General features: G+C 36.1%; 14 protein-coding genes and 1 pseudogene. 14 read left to right on the top strand and 1 reads right to left on the bottom strand.

Going from position 1 to position 19,394, the window contains the following annotated elements; genetic code table 11:
- Positions 1-13: 13 nt before the first annotated feature.
- On the bottom strand, positions 14-391 hold the full coding sequence (locus R2Q16_RS00935; RefSeq protein ID WP_316734602.1) for a hypothetical protein: 378 nt from the start codon (positions 389-391) through the stop codon (positions 14-16).
- Between the two features lie 230 nt (positions 392-621).
- Between R2Q16_RS00935 and R2Q16_RS00930 the strand changes: the two genes are divergently transcribed.
- The 14 genes and pseudogenes from R2Q16_RS00930 (at position 622) to R2Q16_RS00865 (ending at position 19,393) form a co-directional block, all read left to right on the top strand.
- Entirely contained in the window at positions 622-855 is a 234-nt protein-coding gene (locus R2Q16_RS00930; protein WP_316734601.1) for a hypothetical protein, read from the top strand.
- Positions 856-961: 106 nt separating this feature from the next.
- Positions 962-1,516, top strand: a complete 555-nt coding sequence (locus tag R2Q16_RS00925) for a hypothetical protein (protein ID WP_316734600.1) — start codon at positions 962-964, stop codon at positions 1,514-1,516.
- Positions 1,517-1,589: 73 nt separating this feature from the next.
- Positions 1,590-2,087 (top strand): phosphoheptose isomerase, encoded by a 498-nt coding sequence (locus R2Q16_RS00920; protein ID WP_316734599.1) that lies wholly within the window; start codon positions 1,590-1,592, stop codon positions 2,085-2,087.
- Positions 2,088-2,207: 120 nt separating this feature from the next.
- On the top strand, positions 2,208-2,936 hold the full coding sequence (locus R2Q16_RS00915) for an acyl-CoA desaturase (RefSeq protein WP_316734597.1): 729 nt from the start codon (positions 2,208-2,210) through the stop codon (positions 2,934-2,936).
- Between the two features lie 316 nt (positions 2,937-3,252).
- Positions 3,253-3,585 (top strand): annotated as a pseudogene (locus tag R2Q16_RS00910) (DUF1475 family protein); the annotation flags it as partial.
- A gap of 72 nt (positions 3,586-3,657) precedes the next feature.
- Positions 3,658-4,455, top strand: coding sequence for a DUF1295 domain-containing protein (locus R2Q16_RS00905; RefSeq protein ID WP_316734596.1), 798 nt, complete (start codon positions 3,658-3,660; stop codon positions 4,453-4,455).
- Between the two features lie 101 nt (positions 4,456-4,556).
- Positions 4,557-5,588 (top strand): SAM-dependent methyltransferase, encoded by a 1,032-nt coding sequence (locus tag R2Q16_RS00900; RefSeq protein ID WP_316734595.1) that lies wholly within the window; start codon positions 4,557-4,559, stop codon positions 5,586-5,588.
- 64 nt (positions 5,589-5,652) lie between these two features.
- A complete protein-coding gene (locus R2Q16_RS00895; RefSeq protein ID WP_316734594.1) occupies positions 5,653-6,897 on the top strand; it encodes an NAD(P)/FAD-dependent oxidoreductase in 1,245 nt (414 codons plus the stop codon).
- 692 nt (positions 6,898-7,589) lie between these two features.
- Positions 7,590-8,393 (top strand): DUF1365 domain-containing protein, encoded by an 804-nt coding sequence (locus tag R2Q16_RS00890; RefSeq protein ID WP_316734593.1) that lies wholly within the window; start codon positions 7,590-7,592, stop codon positions 8,391-8,393.
- Positions 8,394-8,412: 19 nt separating this feature from the next.
- Positions 8,413-9,651, top strand: coding sequence for a cyclopropane-fatty-acyl-phospholipid synthase family protein (locus R2Q16_RS00885; protein WP_316734591.1), 1,239 nt, complete (start codon positions 8,413-8,415; stop codon positions 9,649-9,651).
- 272 nt (positions 9,652-9,923) lie between these two features.
- A complete protein-coding gene (locus R2Q16_RS00880; protein ID WP_316734590.1) occupies positions 9,924-12,347 on the top strand; it encodes an outer membrane beta-barrel family protein in 2,424 nt (807 codons plus the stop codon).
- 302 nt (positions 12,348-12,649) lie between these two features.
- Positions 12,650-15,781 (top strand): SusC/RagA family TonB-linked outer membrane protein, encoded by a 3,132-nt coding sequence (locus R2Q16_RS00875; protein WP_316734588.1) that lies wholly within the window; start codon positions 12,650-12,652, stop codon positions 15,779-15,781.
- A 10-nt stretch (positions 15,782-15,791) separates the two neighbouring features.
- The gene (locus R2Q16_RS00870; RefSeq protein ID WP_316734586.1) at positions 15,792-17,225 is read left to right on the top strand and encodes a SusD/RagB family nutrient-binding outer membrane lipoprotein; all 1,434 of its coding nucleotides are present in this window, start codon (positions 15,792-15,794) and stop codon (positions 17,223-17,225) included.
- An 86-nt stretch (positions 17,226-17,311) separates the two neighbouring features.
- Positions 17,312-19,393, top strand: a complete 2,082-nt coding sequence (locus tag R2Q16_RS00865) for a S9 family peptidase (RefSeq protein WP_316734585.1) — start codon at positions 17,312-17,314, stop codon at positions 19,391-19,393.
- Position 19,394 lies beyond the last annotated feature (1 nt).

Below are 19,394 nucleotides of genomic sequence, written 5' to 3'. Positions count from 1 at the left end.
ATTCCTGGCTTTTTTACTGCCTTATAAATTTTAAACCACAGCCTTCGATACAAGGTGGGTTTAGGGTTAGCGTTCTTTCAGTTACCTTGTAGCGATAGGTAAGTGGTATTGAATAATTTTTTGAGGTAAATTCGATACTTACACTGTCCAGGATTTTAAATTTTTGCAATTCAGGAGCAGCATCACCATTTACATTACCAGATTTGTCGAAAGTTAGAAATAAGTTCTCTTTAACTTTTTTATATTTTCCGCTTCCATCGCCCGGATCCATTAAGGTTTCTGTAAGTTTCCACTTGCCATAAATTTCTCCCGGGCCGTCACTGGCTAATTTTTTGCACGAGAAATGAATTATTGAAAATGTAATGCCAAATAATAATATGAGCTTTCTCATTAGAGTAGGTTTTTCAACATAACGATTGGCTTATCTAAAACGCTACAAATAATTCTATCTGATTAGAAATCAAGGTTTAAGGTAATATTTTAGATACAATTAGGGGTGAGGGTTTTCGAAATCGCCGATTTTATAGTTTTTAGGCTACTAACTTGACTAAAATCAATTTTAATTTACAGAAAGGGTAAAAATACTGTATTATTAATTAGCTTAAATTTTAATTTTGTGATATGGAAAATCTAAATAGAAAAACAGCTCTCAGTTCTTTTCTGTTCAAAGTTAAACAGTTAAGGGGTTACGGTGATATGAATTCTTATAGTTTAGCTGCAGAATTCAAAAGCTTTGGTAACGTTTCTGACTCCAGAATTAACCATATTATTGAAGATATGTCTTCACCCTCCACCTGGAATAACGGCAAATCAATTTTTATTGAGAGTGTTTTAGAAAACATTTTAGAAAATTAAAAATATTTATAAATCTTACAAAGCCTTCTGATTAAACACAGAAGGCTTTTTTTATGCAGTAATATTTACTCAAGAAAAACCCTTATCTTCAATAAAACTTAACATCATGAAAAAAATCATCTCCATTATCTGTTTAACAACATCGTTTTATCTGGCTAAGGCGCAGAAATTCGTACCAGAAATTAAAACTGGTTCTCAAATTACGGCTACTGCCATAGTTGGAGGGCAAGAGTTTCCTTTAGCTTTAAAAATTGTGAGTGCTACTGCACCTTACAGTATAGGTTGGGCTGTAGATGGCTATGGCGAAGGCACATTTGAAATGAGCGAAAAGGCATTTACTAGCGGAACTGAATTGGTTCAGGTAACCCAGCCAGCTTTAGGTGTAACCAAATTAAGCGATGTACAAACATTTGCAGTGATTTCAAAGGATGTTTTTAAAACTTTGGTAGATAAAAAAGCCTTTACTTACAATGGAAATAATTTTAAAATTAAAACACCTGCAAGTGCGGCGATAAAAGTAAATGGGAAGGAAGTTGATGTTTTCCACGTCGTAAATGATAACGCTTCGCAAGAATTGTGGATATTAAATAATGCTGCATTTCCGCTAATTATTCAGAGTACGGGGCAAGCAACCGATATTGTTATGTCGGAAATAAAATAAGATTTTGATTAATTGAAAAATAAAAGGCCCGAAAGGGCTTTTTTAATTTCAAAGCACTATTTTTACGGCAATTATGGAAAACGACAAAAAAGAAATATTCGATAACGTAGCACAACGTTTAAAAATTGAAGGTTTTAATGTAGTAAACCGCGACGAAACTCGTCCTTGGGGTGGTTTTTTTGTGATTGATGAAGCACAAGCACAACAGTTTGCCGATACTTATTTTGATGGCTTAGATGTTGAAAGCTTAAAAATAGGTGGTAAGTTAAGTCCGAAAATATTAATAGTAGCTCCAAATACCCGTTTATCTTGGCAATATCACCACCGCAGAGCTGAAATCTGGCAAGTGGTAACTGGTACAGTTGGCATTAAAACCAGCCAGACTGATGAAGAAGGTGAAGTGAAAAGCTATGCACCAAAAGATCAGATTAAATTACAACAGGGCGAACGCCACCGTTTAATTGGTTTGGAAGATTGGGGCGTTGTTGCAGAAATTTGGCAACATACTGATGCTTCAAATCCATCTGATGAAAGCGATATCGTAAGAGTTCAAGACGATTTCGGTAGATAAAATACTTTTACATCCTGCTCATAACCCTGAGCAGGATTTTCCTCTTTTTTGAATGTAAGTCCAAAAGCTGTATAAAACTAAAACATTCAAAATTTCGTTAATACAGCATACACACATTAAATGGCTATTCTAATATTTTTTCTTTGTCACTGGTTTTTATCTCTATTCAGTCAAACATTTTTTCTACATCGTTATTCATCTCATAAGATGTTTAAAATGGAACCTTTTTGGGAGAAATTTTTCTATCTCATACTGCTAATTTCTCAAGGTTCATCTTTTTTAAACCCAAGGGCTTATGCCATTTTGCATCGTATGCACCATGCGTATAGCGATACGGAAAAAGACCCACATTCTCCTCATTTTTTTAAGGATGTTTTCGGGATGATGATTGCAACGAAGAACATGTACATGAACTACTTACACTTCAAAATTGAGCCAGAGCCAGCGTTTAGGGGTAATTATCCGGAATGGCCTTTAGTTGATAGAATTGGCGATTCGTGGTTTTGGAGAATTGGATGTGGTTTATTTTATATTGGCTTTTACGTTATGTACGCCAATTATTGGTGGATGTACCTTTTATTGCCAATTCACTTTTTGATGGGGCCATTGCATGGTGCAATTGTAAATTGGTGTGGCCATAAATATGGTTATTCAAACCACGACAATGATGACCATAGCAAAAATTCTTTACCATGGGATTTTCTTTTAATGGGCGAATTGTTTCAAAATAATCACCATAAAAAACCGAATAGTCCGAATTTTGCAACTAAATGGTGGGAGTTTGACCCAACTTATCCGGTTATGAAGGTTTTGCATTGGATGAGGATTATTAAGATTAGGAAGGTTTAAAGGTATTTAGTATCGAGTAGCAAGTATTTAGTATCAGGTATCAAGTTTTTGGTGATGAGGATTAAGATGCTTTGTTTGAGTCGTCATTGCGAGGCACGAAGCAATCTATTTTGCTAAGAGATTGCTTCGTGCCTCGCAATGACGGGGGTTAGAAATATTATAGCGCTGGGAGGTTTGACGGTGCTTTTCTTACACTGTTTTTTGTAAATTAAACCCGACAGCAGCGAGCACGGAGTGTAACGATGTAAAGCGAATGGCGGGGCTTTCGTAACCGATATAAACAGTAACTTGCTTTCCAAATGAAAATAAATCTCCCCATATGATAAACTTTCTTAAATTCATTTTCTCCGCATTTTTTGTTTTTATGTGCTATAAGGTTATTGCTACATCGTTAGAAAGCAACCTTTTTGAGCAATGGGATTTCCTGGGCAGTATTCCCTGGATGAGGGCTACACTTTGGGATTTTTATGCCAATATTTTCATCATCACCTTGTGGATGTTTTATAAAGAAAAAAGCATTATTCTTAAAATCTCTATTGTTATTTTATTCGTATGTTTAGGTAGCATTGGTACTCTGGGTTATATTTTGGTTAAATTATTTAAACTAAAAGATGGCGAAGGTGTTAATGAATTGCTGGTAAAGAGGTAACAGGCGAAAGGTAAAGCTTAAAGGCAATACACATTTTTCTTAAACCTTTGGCCTTAAACCCTAAACCTTAAAATGGACGTCAAACATCTACTTTTTATTGCTCTAATTTCGTTAATTGCTTGTTGCACCATAATGTTTTTGGTTTGGCTGTGGGCCAAAAAGATTAAAAACGCTGGTATTGTTGATGTATTCTGGGCATTAAACTTCCCTGTTATTACCATTATTACTTTCTTTTTATCTGATGGATTTGAAACCCGTAAGCTTCTGATTTGTGGCATGTTTCTGGTTGCTGAATTGCGATTGGGCTTGCATTTGTGGCAGCGTGTTATAGGTCATTTAGATGAAGAAGAGGGGCGTTACGAACAATTGCGTAAAGAATGGGGCGATAAAGCAGAACGAAATTTCTTCGTCTTTTTTCAATTTCAAGCCATTTCAAATGTATTATTAGCGATTCCTTTCTTTATTATCACTGCAAATCCATCAAAAGAGCTAAGTATTTGGGAATTTGTTGGAATTGGCATCTGGATAATAGCCTTTTTTGGTGAAATGATTGCAGACAGACAGCTTGCGGCATTTAAAAAAGACCCTAAAAATAAAGGAAAGGTATGTGATACAGGTTTGTGGCATTACAGCCGCCACCCCAATTATTTCTTTGAATGGTTAACGTGGATGGCATACTTCGTTTTTGCGTTAGCCTCTCCATGGGGCATTCTGGCGATTATCAGCCCTGCAATTATTCTATACTTATTAACCAAAGTTACAGGCGTTCCGAATAATGAAGAACAAAATTTAAGGAGCAAGCCTGTGGCTTATAAAAAATACCAACAAACAACTTCATCCTTTTTTCCTTGGGGGAAAAGGGAAGGATAAAGGAGAATGTAATATGGACGAAGGACAAATCCATAAGTTCCTTTCCATCGTAAATTATTCATTTTCCATCATACATATTCCATCTTACATTATACATCAACATGTGGTACGATAAACTTTTAGAAAACGATAAACTTCCCGATACCGCTTTGCGTATGGGGATTAGAAAACTTTGCAAGCAGCGATTAGATGATGAAACTTTAGGGAATGAGGAGTTGCAGCAAGAAAAATTTATGGATTTGGTGGAGGAATTAAAGCAATCGCCAATTGCCGTAAATACCAGTGAAGCCAATGAACAACATTACGAATTGCCTACTCAGTTTTTTCAATATTGCTTGGGTAAGAACCTTAAATACAGTAGCGGCTATTGGAAGCCAGGTGTTAAAGATATTGATACTTCGGAAGATGATATGTTGGCATTAACTTGTAAGAGGGCCGATTTGCAGAATGGACAAAACGTGTTGGAATTGGGCTGCGGTTGGGGCTCTTTGTCGCTTTATATGTCTGCCAAGTTCCCGAACAGCAGATTTACGGTGGTTTCTAATTCAGCAACGCAGAAAGTTTTTATTGATGAAACAGCGAAGCAAAGAGGCATTCAAAACCTTACCGTTTTAACCGCTGATATGAATACATTTACGATTGCTGATAGTTTTGATAGAATTGTTTCTGTAGAGATGTTTGAACACATGCGTAACTATAAATTTTTATTAAACAAGGTTGCTGGTTTCTTAAAACCTGATGGGAAATTGTTCGTCCACATTTTTACACATAAAACTCTAGCTTACAAATTTGAGGTAATTGATGAAACCGATTGGATGAGTAAATACTTTTTTACGGGCGGAATTATGCCGTCTAATCACCTGTTTTTCTATTTTAATGATGATTTAAAAATTAACAAACATTGGGTGGTTAACGGAACTAATTACGGCAAAACATCAGAAGCTTGGTTGAGCAATATGGATAAGCATAAAAAAGAAATTATGCCAATTTTCGAGCAAACCTATGGTAAAGATCAAGCTGTTAAATGGTGGGTTTACTGGCGATTATTTTATATGAGTTGCGCAGAATTGTTTAATTACAATAAGGGGAACGAGTGGATGGTTTGTCATTATTTGTTTGAAAAAAGAGCGTAGCTTGTAAAGCTTAAAGGAAAAAGCTGAAAGACCAAAGCGAAATATTTAATTTTAATCTTAAAAAATGCAAAAACTTGCCATTATTGGCTCTGGTATAGCAGGAATGGGTTGTGCTCATAAACTGCAACATAAATACGACATAACGGTTTTCGAGGAAGCAGATTATATTGGTGGCCATACCAATACCATTACGCTTGAAGAAGATGGAAAACCCATTTATCTGGATACAGGTTTTATGGTTTTTAACTATGAAACCTATCCAAATTTAACAGAAATGTTTGCAGAAATTGAAGCGCCTGTTATTAAAACGGATATGTCGTTTAGTGTTCAGTTTTTGCCTAAAAAATTAGAATACAGCGGTTCGAGTTTAAATCATTTATTCGCACAGCGGAAGAATTTATTTAATATTTCTTATTTAAGAATGTTAATGCAGATTAACCGTTTTAATAAACAAAGCATAGAAATTTTAGACAAACCTGAGTATCAGGATTATTCTATCGGGCGGTTTTTTAAGGAATTTGGCTACAGCGATGATATGCTTTGGCAGTACTTAATTCCGATGAGTGCTGCAGTTTGGAGCGCACCGATGGAGCAGATTCTAGATTTTCCGGCAGTTACTTTGATTAGGTTTTTTAAAAATCATGGCTTTTTAGGTTTAGATACACAGCATCAATGGTACACTCTACAAAATGGAAGTCAGGCTTACCGAGAAAAACTAATTGCACCTTTTCGCGATAGAATTAAAATCAATAACAAAATTGTTTCTGTTAAAAGATTAGCAAACGGCAAGGTTGAGGTTGAGAATTCCAACGCGGAAAAATTTGAATTTGATAAGGTAATTATGGCTAGCCATGCCGACCAAACTTTTGAAATTGTAAAAGATAAGACAGCGCAGGAAATTGAATTGCTTTCAAAATTTAAATACCAGTTAAATAAAGCAGTTGTGCATACAGATGAAGCACAAATGCCCAAAGCCAAATTAGCCTGGAGCAGTTGGAATTATCGGGTAGAAAAAAAGGGCGAAAAACTTTTGCCAAGTACCATTTATTGGATGAACAGCTTGCAAGGTGTTTCTAAAAAGACCAATTATTTTGTGTCGATTAATCCAACAGAAACTTTAGATCCTTCCAAAATTGTGAAGGAGATTGATTATCACCATCCGTTATTTGATGTTCCTGCAATGCAAGCACAAAAAGAATTATACAAGCTAAACGAAACTGGTCCGATTTATTATTGTGGCAGTTATTTTAAATATGGTTTCCATGAGGATGCTTATAAGAGTGCGGTAGATTTGTGCAAGGGGCTTTAGTCTCTTGTCGTCATTTCGACCGTAGTGGAGAAATCTATTTGTCCTGGCCGGACAGGCTTTTTTCTTTTGACAACAAAAGAAACAAAATTGCCGGCTGAAAATTTTTCTTTTAAAGTCAATGGTTTGGCCATGACAAGCTATCCCGAAAAATTTGTTAGGCCGGATTAAAGTAGAACGTAGAAGTAGAGCTTAGGCCAAGCTGGATTATATAGCCAATTCGTCATTGCGGGGCACGAAGCAATTTATTTGTCCTGGCCGGACGGGCTTTTTTCTTTTGACAACAAAAGAAACAAAATTGCCGGCTGAAAATTTTTCTTTTAAAGTTAATGGTTTGGCCATGACAAGCTATCCCGAAAAATTTGTTAGGCCGGATTAAAGTAGAAGTAGAGCTTAGGCCAAGCTGGATTATATAGCCAATTCGTCATTGCGGGGCACGAAGCAATTTATTTGTCCTGGCCGGACGGGCTTTTTTCTTTTGACAACAAAAGAAACAAAATTGCCGGCTGAAAATTTTTCTTTTAAAGTTAGTGGTTTGGCCATAACAAGCTTTCCCGAAAAATTTGTTAGGCCGGATTAAAGTAGAACGTAGAAGTAGAGCTTAGGCCAAGCTGGATTATATAGCCAAAGTTCAAATTCATTGCCGTCGTGCTTCAGCCGACGGATAAAATAAATTTTGTAAATTGTTAAAGTAAATGCAAATCGAATCATCCATATATACTGCGAAAGTGATGCACTATCGCTTTGCGCCAAAAAAGCATTCTTTTTGGTACAATGTGTATATGTTTTATATTGATTTAGATGAAATTGATGATTTGGCAAAAAAACTGCGTTGGTTTAGTCGGAATAAGTTTAATCTGTTTTCTTTTAGAGATGCAGAACATTTACAATTGCCAAAAGATAATCCTAATAGGGCTAAAAATACACGCCAACATTTGGAAGATTACCTGAAAGGTTACGGCGTTGATGGAACCAAATTGAAAATTAAATTGCTTACAAACCTCAATGTTTTGGGTTATAATTTTAATCCAGTTTCGTTTTATTATTGCTTTAATGAAAACGATGAACCAATTTGTTGCGTTGCCGAAATCAGCAATACCTATCGGGAAATGAAACTTTTTTTCTTTGGAAAAGATGAATTAGATGGAAATGTCTTTAAAAAAATCACCACAAAATATTTTTATGTTTCGCCATTTATTGATCATGATGATTCATTTGATTTTAATTTGAAAATTCCGAATGATAAATTAGAAATCAAAATTGATGATATTGATAAGCATGGTAATCGCTTTTTTATAAGTACTTTACATGGTGATAAGAAAACATTATCAAATAAGAGTATGTTAAGGTGTTTTCTATCGATTCCGTTAATTCCATTGCAAATAATGGGCATGATACATTGGCAAGCTTTTAAACTTTGGCTAAAAAAAATACCTTTTCACCCAAAAGCCGAAAACCCTGAGTTGCAACGCAACGTATATAAACCCTATAAACCATAAAATAAACGCTCATATAATTATGAATACCTTAGTTGCAACAAAAACATCACACGGCTTTTTTGATAAAATAGTGCTTAATGCGCTTTCAAAAATGACTTTTGGTAAGCTAGAACTTACATTACCAACAGGTGAGGTTTTAGTTTACGGCGATGGTGTGCAAAATATCGAAGCAAATATTCAGGTTAATCATCCTGATTTCTTTAAATCAATTGCGCTTTATGGTGATATTGGTTTTGGTGAAGGTTATACCGCTGGTTTATGGGATACTTCAAATATTACCAATGTAATTAAATGGGTGCTTTTAAATATCGAAAACGCTCCATCAGTTACCGGGAGCAAAGTAAAATCGATAGCGCTAAATTTATTTAAAATAGTAAACAAACTTACGCATATCCGCAGGGCGAATACTTTGGCTGGCTCGCAAAAAAATATCTCTGAGCATTATGATTTAAATAATGATTTCTTTGCCACTTTTCTGGATAAAACCATGACTTATTCCAGTGGTTATTTTACAGCAGATGATATGGGACTGGAAGACTCTCAATATGCTAAATACGACAGATTAGCTAAACAACTAAAAGTAAAACCTACCGACCATGTTCTAGAAATTGGTAGTGGTTGGGGTGGGAATGCAATTTTCTTAGCTAAGAATTATGGTTGTACAATAACTTCTGTAACCATTTCTAAAGAACAACAAAAGTTCGCAGTTGAGCGTGTTAAAGCCGAAGGTTTAGAAGATAAAGTTTCTATCATTATTCAGGATTACAGAAAAATTGAAGGTACTTTTGATAAGATAGTTTCCATTGAAATGCTTGAAGCCGTTGGACATCAATATTTGGAAACCTATTTCAAAAAATGCCAATCGCTACTAAAGCCTGATGGGATTTTTGCTTTTCAGGTTATTACATCACCCGATAGTCGTTATGAGCAATTGCGCAACGGTGTAGATTGGATTCAAAAACATATCTTTCCAGGCTCGTTATTACCATCTGTTGCAGCAATTAACAAAGCCATAAATAATACCGGAGATTTAACAATGGTAGATTTGAAGGACATGGGCTTGGATTATGCAAAAACACTTCATCTATGGTATCTGGAATTTAACAAGCGTTTAGATAAAGTTAAAGCTTTAGGTTTTGATGAAACCTTCATCCGCAAGTGGAATTATTATTTTAATTATTGCGAAGCTGCTTTTGCTATGCGAAATATAAATGTAATGCAATTGGTTTACAGCAGACCAAATAATACCGCTAGGTAAGGGGATTTGTGAGATGTAAATGGGTGATGTATCGAATCATTCAAAAAAATATAAGATGGATAATAGACAAAAAGTTTGTTATCCATTTTTTATGCAATTATCCCACGATCATTAACCCGTTTCCCGCATCCATTTTATATTAATCATAATTTTCACCGAGAAAAATCGCACCTTTGCCGACCAATTTTCATTAGTCGCGTGAAAAGTATTCTATTGTGTTGTAACAAAATACAATTTGCGCAGACTAATTACCAAATACAACTATTTATTACATGAAACGAATTCTACTATTAACCTTCATCCTTGGTCTATTTTTAAATGCGAATGCGCAATTTGGAATGGGTGGAGCAAGTAAACCATCAGTTACCGGCCGTATTTCTATAACGGTAATCGATTCTTTAACGAAAAAACCGATTGATTACGCAACTATATCTTTAAGTTCTATAAAAACCAGCAAATCTGTAAATGGTGGCGTAACGGACGAAAAAGGAAAGCTAACCTTGCAAAATGTTGCTCCAGATGCTTATAAATTAATGATAGGCTTTATGGGTTATAAAACTAAAACGGTTTTAGTTACTACAACGCCTGCAAAACCTGATTTTAATTTGGGTAATGTTGTCATTTCATCAACAGAAAATAATTTAGCTGATGTACAGATTGTAGGTACAAAAGCAGTTATTGAAAATAAAATCGATAGAATGGTTTATAATGCAGAGGCTGATGGTACAAACGCCGGTGGCGATGCAACTGATGTTATGCGAAAAGTGCCAATGTTATCTGTTGATATGAATGGTAACGTTCAACTTCGTGGTGGTGCTGTACGTGTTTTAATTAACGGAAAACCATCTGGAACGATGGCAAGCAGTGTTGCTGATGCTTTAAAAATGATTCCGGCGGAGCAGATTAAAACGGTAGAAGTAATTACAAGCCCATCGGCGAAATATGATGCTGAAGGTTCGGGTGGTATCATCAACATCATTACTAAAAAATCGAATGCACAAGGCGTTAGCGGTACAGTAAATGCATCGGTAGGCACACGCCAAAACAATGGTTCATTTAACTTAACGGCTAAAACTGGTCGTTTAAGCGTAAATACAAATTTGGGTACAAACTTAGCTTATGCCCAAAAATCGAGAGTGGTAATTTTGAACCAAACGACCTTAAATAATGGAAGTTTAAATAGTGTATCGCAAGATGGTTTTTCTAAATGGGGTCGCCAGGGTTATAATGGAAGTTTTGGTTTAGATTACGATTTTAACGCTTACAACAATTTAAGCACAACTGTTAAAATGAACAGTTTTTCTAATGGTGGGCCGGGCGAATCGAATTACATAATTAATGGTTTGCCAGCTACAAATGTAAGCGATATGGATATGACATTCAGAAACTTAGATTGGAACGTGGATTATAGAAAAACCAGTAAAAAAGAAGGTGAAGAGTTTTCGGTTTCGGCACAAGTTTCATCGGGCAGAACACCTACAAGTTTCAGTAATATCTTAACTTCTGCAGCTTTTCCTAACGGATTTCAAACCATTAGTAATAATACAGGAAAAAATAACGAATATACTTTCCAAACGGATTATACCTATCCATTCAGTAAGGCAACTGTTTTAGAAGTTGGTGCAAAAGCGATCTTACGTGATATTAAAAGTCAGTTTGATAATGCTGCACAAGATTTCCAATACAATCAGGATGTTGCATCAGTGTATAGTGTGATTAGTTTTGATATCACTAAAAAATTAAAATTTAAAGGTGGTTTAAGAGGCGAATACACTAAAATTGATTTCAATACACAAAACAGTGGCTTGCAGAAAAATGATTACCTGAATTTATTCCCAAGTGCAATCATTTCTCAAACTTTAAAAGGAAGTACAACTTTAAAATTAAGCTATAACCGTCGTTTACAAAGACCAGGTCAATCTTACTTAAATCCTTTCCGTAACGAAAGCGATCAGTTCAATATTATGCAGGGTAATCCGCAATTAAACCCTGAATTAAGCGATAATTTTGAATTGGGTTACAGTACTTATATTAAAAGCTCTATTTTGAACGCATCGGTTTTCTATCGTCGCACTGGCGGTGTAATTGAAAGTTCAATTTCGCCAATAGCAGATAATGGTGTAAATAAAACATATACAACTTACATTAACGTTGGTACTGCCCAAACTTATGGTGCTAACGTTTTTGCTTCATACAATCCAAAACCAAAGTGGACTTTAATGACTAACCTTGGTTTAAATACCTATGAAGTAAGTAATAGTTTAACAAATGTGAGTACAGGTACATTCTTAAACTATAACATTTTCGGAAGATCGGCTTATGGTTTTGGTAAAGGCTATAATTTTGAATTGTTTGGTGTGGTTAACTCTCCGAGAAGAACTTACCAAGGTAAAACAGATGCAATGGTATTTTATGGTGCTTCAATAAAAAAGGAAATCCTTAAGAAAAAAGGAAGCATAGGCTTTAACACTTTAAATCCATTTAACCGCGATTTACATATTCAAACGGTTAATAATTCTGTTACTGCAACGGGTACAGTATTCCAAAGCCAAAATATTTATTACCCACTTCGCTCATTCGGTGTTAATTTTAGCTATTCATTCGGTAAACTTAAATTTACAGAGAAGAAAAAGATTAAAAATGATGATACCAAACAAGATCAGCAACAAGGCGGAATGGGTGGTGTACAACAATAATAAAACCCTTTAAAATTAATATTAAAGCCTTTCTAAAATTTAGAAAGGCTTTTTTTGTGAGGTATTTCAGGTAAGTGTGTAAAATACACTAACGTGAAGACTTAAATTGTATTGATGTTAGGTTTTCTAAAGCTTTCTGCGTTATTTTTATTTCTAATTTGCATGATGTTGCGGTTTCTACAGTATTTCTGTTGATTTTTCTGCAAGAATTTACAGCATTACTGTGGTTTTGGTATATGAAATTACTTTTAAAAAACATATATTGCAGATAACTAAACAACATTAACCTAAACAACAGAGATATGAGAAAAATCTTTACCTCACTATTCTTTCTGTGTGTACTTTTTTCGAGCTTTTTTGCAATGGCTCAGGTAAAAACCATTACCGGAAAAGTAACTTCTTCAGATGATGGTCAAGGCTTACCCGGTGCAAGTGTGAAAGTAAAAGGAACATCTACCGGTACATCAACAGATGGTAATGGTAGCTTTACTTTACAAGTGCCACAAACAAATGCAGTTATTGTAATTAACGCGATTGGTTATACTACTCAGGAAATTACCGTTGGCACTAGAACCACAGTTAATATTTCACTCGTTGCTGATGCGCAAGAACTTCAGGAAGTTACAGTTTCTACAGGTTTAGGTATTACCAGGCAAGCAAAGTCTTTAGGTTATGCCGCTCAACAAGTTAATAGCGAAGATTTAAACTTTAACCGTCAGCCTAACTTAATTAATGCCTTACAAGGAAAGATTGCAGGTGCTACAATTTCAAGTATGGGTGGTGGGCCTGGTCAGGGTGCAAATATCAGAATTAGAGGCGTTAACTCTATCGACCCGAATACGCCTAGTGATCCATTATATGTAATTGATGGAGTACAAATTGATAATACTACGTCAACTCTAGGGGCGAATCCTGCTGGTTCGGCTTTTGGTGCAAGAGGTGTTAGTAACAGAGCATCAGATATTAATCCTGATGACATCGAAACCATCAACATCTTAAAAGGTGGTGCAGCTACAGCCTTATACGGTTTAAGAGGTGCGAATGGTGTAGTTGTAATTACAACTAAAAAAGGTAAAGCAGGAGGGATAAGTATTAATTTTAGCAGTAACTATGGTTTTGATCAAGTATTAAAAAAACCAGCTGTACAAACAGAATACACACAAGGTGTTTTAGGGGTTTATGCAAACCCACCAAGTGGCATCGGGCCGGCTTGGGGACCAACTATTGCTGAAGCAAAGGCTATCGATCCAACGCATCCAGATCAATTGTATGATAATTATGACCGGGCTTTTGGAACAGGTCAACAAGTTAAGAATTCTGTATCAGTTGCTGGCGGAACTGAAGCCATTAGGTTTTTCTCTTCTGTGTCTCAATTATACCAAAAAGGTATGATGCCTAATACTGATTATAAAAACTTATCAGGAAGATTAAACACAGATATCACAATCAGTCCTAAGTTTAAAGCTGCCGTAAACATGAACTTTAGCAATGCGGGCGGTTACACTTACAGTGCTGATAGATTTGGCGAAGGTTTGGCTTATTGGTCGCCACGATATGACGTTGCTGATTATATTAATGAAAACGGCACACAAAAGTATATTGGAACCAATAACCCTATTTGGGGTACGGCAACTAACCAATTTAAGGGTGATGTGAATCGTTTTATCGGCGGGGCTTCACTTAGTTATGAGCCAGTTAAATGGTTAAATTTCTCTTATCGTTTTGGTTTAGATACTTATAATGATAATCGTGTTAGAACCGCACCTGGTCCGATGGGTATAGCTGGAGAGCAAGTGTATGATAACGATCAAGGTTTTTATGGCGAATACAATGCCAAATCCAGAACCTTAAACGGGACTTTTATTGCAACCTTAACCACAAAATTAGCAAGTGATTTAAACGCTACCTTGAGATTAGGACAGGAGATGTACGATTCTAAAATTAAGAACATTGGTAGTTTAGGAAGTCAGCTAAGTATTTATAATTTTTATAACCTTGCAAATGCGAAAATCATTGGTGTGTCTCAAAGTTTTGAGCAAAAAAGATTGATTGGTTTCTTTGGTGAAGCTACTTTCGACTATAAAAATTTCTTATTCTTAACCGTAACCGGTAGAAATGATATTACTTCAACTTTATCTAAAGAAAACAGGTCATTCTTCTATCCTTCAGCGAGTTTAAGTTATGTTTTCTCAGACCATTTCAAACTACCGGCTTCTATCAGTCAAGCAAAATTAAGATTATCTTATGCTAAACTTGGTAAGGATGCACCTATCTATGCAGGTGCTTCATCAGGTTTTGGTACCTATACAGGTTTGCCAACAGGTTCAACAGGTTTAACCTTGGCTTCAAATCTTGGTAATCCAAATCTTCGTCCGGAGTTTACAAATACCTATGAGACAGGTTTAGAAATGTCTTTCTTTAAAGGTCGTTTAGGTTTTGATGTTAGTTACTATTATTCATTAAGTAAGGATCAAATTGTCAGGGCGCAGATTACATCAGCAACTGGTTATGTTACCACATCAATCAATGCCGGTAATATTCGTAACCGTGGTGTTGAGTTAGTAATTAATGGTAAACCAATAGATGGACAAGATTTTAAATGGGGTGTTAATTTAAACTTATCTGCTAACAGAAATAAAATTCTTTATTTGCCAACTGATATTATTTATGGTGCTGCGAGAGGTTATGGTAATGCAGGCGTAACGATGAAATTGGTACAAGGTGAATCTTTTGGTAATATCTATGGTTCTTATTTTAACAGATATTCTGGCGGTCAACCTCAGGATGGTAATTTCTTAGATAAAAACTTACCACTACTTATAGGTGCGGATGGTTTCCCAATCATCTCTGGCGGTACGCAAAGAATTCTTGGAAATTCGCAACCAGATTATGTTATCGGTATGAACAATAATTTCAGCTATAAAAGATTTAGCCTAAATGTATTGTTTGATGCTCGTTTAGGTTTTGAGAAATACAACTGGTTAGAAGATTTTTATTCAGCTTTCGGTTTGCCAGATTACACTGCAGATAGAAGAACTACAAGAGTTTTTGAAGGTGTTCTAGCAAACGGACAACCAAATACTAAGCCCGTTTACATGGGGCAGCGTTTTGGTCCTGATGGTGTGGATTACGGAGAAGGTTATTACCGCAGATTTTACAGAAACGTTTCTGAACCATTCGTTACTGACGCATCTTGGGTTCGTCTTCGTTCTGCAAGTTTAAATTATGCCTTACCAACAAAATGGTTGCCTAAAAAAGCAATAAGAACTGCTTCTGTTGGTGTAACAGGTAATAACTTGTGGTTATGGACTAAATATTACGGGGTTGATCCAGAATCAAGCTCGTATGATGCAGCCAGTAACAATGATGGTTCTGCCGGATTTACTTATCCAACGGCACGCACAATTATGTTTTCTCTAAACGTTGGTTTTTAATTTGATAACGATGAAAAAGATTTTAAAATATACAGTGTTATCAGCTTTGGCGGTTAGTGTTACCTTTCAAGGCTGTAAAGACAGCTATTTTGATGATGTTGCTAAAAATCCAAATCAGGTAACATCCCCAACTTTAGCCTCGCTACTTGCAACATCAACAGCTAAAGCTGGCGTTAATAATTATAATGTTGCCAGTGCAATTGCTCCATATGTTCAATACACAGCGAACCCTGCTGCTGCCGGAGCAGGCGATACTTATCAGGCAATAGATTTCAGTGGAACCTGGGATGCGCTTTATTTTGCCATGGCTGATGCTACGGAAATGAAAAAAATGGCAGTTGCGCAAGGTTCAAGTGAGTATTTAGGTGTAGCCAATGTGCTAATCGCCTACAATCTGATAATGGTAAATGATATGTGGGGAGCTGCACCATTTTCTCAAGCTTTCGACATTACAAACTTTACACCAAAATACGATACTGCACAAGAAGTTTACACTCAAACTATGGCTTTATTAGATGGTGCAATTGTAGAATTGGCAAAAACCAATGCTACGGTAAAGCTAGCGGCAACAAGCGACTTCATTTATGGTACTACAGGTGCAAACGAAAGAGCTAACTGGTTAAAATTTGCTTATGCTTTAAAGGCCAGATTATTGAATAAAGTAAGTAAAACTTCAACTTATAATCCAACAGCTGTTTTAGCTGCAGTTAGTAGTTCGTTCGCTTCAAATGCAGAAGATGCACAGATGGCTACGTTCAGTGTTAGAAACTTTTGGGCAAGTGTGGCAATCAGCAATGCTTCACAATCTCTTGGAGGTTGGTTATCTGAGCAATTGATAGACCATTTAAACGGAACTACTTATGGTTTGTTTGATCCAAGAATCGCAAAGATTACGGATAGAACTGTCAATAATGTTTACATCGGAACCGTAAATGGTGCAGGAAACAGATTACCAGGTGCTAATACAGTTAAAGATGAATGCTATATTTCAGTGAATTCAACATGGACAAGTGCAACTTCTCCAATCTTTATTGCAACCTATGCCGAAATGAAATTTATTGAAGCTGAGGCTGCTTTTGCAACTGACAAAACCAGATCTTATAATGCATATTTAGCTGCCATCGCTGCAAACATGGATAAATTTCAGGTTGCTGCGGCTGATAAGGCAACTTATTTAGCCGATGCCCGTGTGGCGGTTGGTGTTGCAGCTTTCACGAAAGATTTAATCTTTAAAGAGAAATATGTTTCAACCTATTTGAATCCTGAAGCGTGGAATGATGCCAGAAGGTATGATTATAAGTATAAAGATTTTACGCTTCCAGTAAACGTTACCTTACCAGATTATATCCGTAGAAACGATTATCCTCAGGGAGAGAAAAGTAAAAATGGTGCAAATGTTCCAACAGAAGTTCCTAGAACAACTAAGTTATGGTGGGATCAGTAACAATTTTATAAAAAAAAATAATTTCAAGCCCTTTCCGTATATCGGTTAGGGCTTTTTTCTTTAATTTATTTGAAAATCATTAGATAATGAAAAAAATAGCTTTGTTTACGGTTTCGATATTTTTTACTATTCAGGTTCATGCTCAGAAATATAGCATGCAATCGGTTTTAAGCTATCCTTTTCCAAGTCAGCTGATTGCAGCGCCAACAGGTTCTAAAATAGCATGGGCGGCAAACGAACAAGGTAAAAGAAATATTTATGTAGCTGAAGCACCAAATTATAAGGCTGTTAAAATCACTGAATTTAAAGAAGATGATGGACAAGAACTAACCAGCCTGGCAATTTCTAATGATGGAAAATGGGTGGTTTTTGTTCGTGGTGGCGACCATGGAGGTAGAGATGGTGGACCAGTAAATGCTTCAAGTATGCCTTTGATGCCTAAAGTTGAGGTATATTCAGTACCATTTGCAGGTGGAAAAATTAATTTAATTGGCGAAGGTGATAACCCATCGATTTCTCCAACAGAAAATCAAATTGTGTACTCCAAATCAGGGCAGTTATTGATTGCGTCTTTAGATGGTTCTGCTCCTGCTAAGGTTATCGTTAATATGAAAGGTATCCAATCCGGTTATAAATGGTCGCCTGATGGAAAGATGCTGGCTTTTGTTTCAAACCGTGTTGATCATTCTTTTATCGGTATTTATACAAATGCTAAAACACCAATAAAATGGGTAACACCATCATTTTCAAAAGATGCTAGTCCTGTTTGGTCGCCCGATGGTACTAAATTGGTTTTTGTTCGTACACCAGGTAGCGGTGGCGCAACTGATTCTATCTTAACTAAAAAACATCAACCTTGGGCAATTTGGGTTGCCGATTTAAAATCAAATACTAGTAAGCAAATTTGGAAAGCACCAGAAACGATTAGGGGTTCTTATCCTTCAATTGATGGCGGGGCAAATTTATATTGGGCTGCTGGAAAAATTATTTCTGCATCTTATGAAGACGGCTGGCCACATTTATATTCAATGAATACTGATGGTTCAGGCAGAATTCTGCTCACGCCAGGTAATTTTGTTGTTGAAAATGTAAAACTAAGCAATGATAAAAAAACTTTAGTGTTTGCATCAAATACTGGAATCAATTCCGATGATTTAGACCGCAGGCATATTTACAAAGTCTCAATTGATAGGGCAGATATGAAACCGCTTAGTTCTGGTTTGGGCATAGAATCTTATCCGGTAATTTCTGGTGATGGAAATACCGTTTTTTGTTTAAGTTCTACAGCAGAAAGACCTCTGTTACCAGCTGTATTAAACGACAAGCAAATTAGTTTAGTTGGTGAAGATTTAATTCCAAAAGATTTTCCAATTAAAGAAATGGTGATGCCAAAACACGTAAATTTCAAAGCTGCTGATGGAAAAACAGTTTATGGGCAGTTATTTTCGCCAAAAAATAATGCTAAAAAACATCCTGCAATAGTTTACGTACATGGCGGCCCGCAAAGGCAAATGTTTTTAGGTTGGAATCCGATGGATTATTATTCTATTGATTACGCCTTGAATCAATATTTAGTTGAATTGGGTTTCACGGTACTTTCTGTAAATTATCGTTTAGGCTTGGGCTATGGCTATGATTTCCATAAACCTATAAATGCAGGTGCACAGGGCGCCTCTGAGTACCTGGACATAAAAGCTGCGGGCGAGTGGTTATCGGCGCAGCCAAACATCGATAAAAGTAAAATTGGTATTTATGGCGGCTCTTATGGCGGTTATTTAGTTGCTTTGGGTTTAGGTAAAGATTCTAAACTTTTTGCTGCGGGAGTCGATATTCATGGGGTTAACAATCGATTTAGTAGTAATAATGCTGATGCAAAGGAAGCTGCGCCCGACGCTACACTAGCCGCTCAAAAAGCAGCAGAATCCTCGCCGGTTAGTTACATCAAAACCTGGACTTCGCCAACATTAATTATTCATGCTGATGATGATAGAAATGTTGCCTTTAACCAAAGTGTCGATTTAGCTAAGCGATTTGAAGATAAGAAATTCGAATTTGAGTTTCTTGCCATTCCTGATGATACACACCATTGGATGAAATTTTCTAATGGATTAAAAGTTAGTGAGGCAACTGCCGATTTTTTGAAAAGGAAACTGATGGATAAAAAGTAAA

The organism is Pedobacter aquatilis (assembly GCF_032678425.1).
Classification (GTDB): domain Bacteria; phylum Bacteroidota; class Bacteroidia; order Sphingobacteriales; family Sphingobacteriaceae; genus Pedobacter; species Pedobacter aquatilis_B.
Note: the sequence above shows the minus strand (reverse complement) of the source record. Positions and strands in the feature narration are given on the sequence as shown.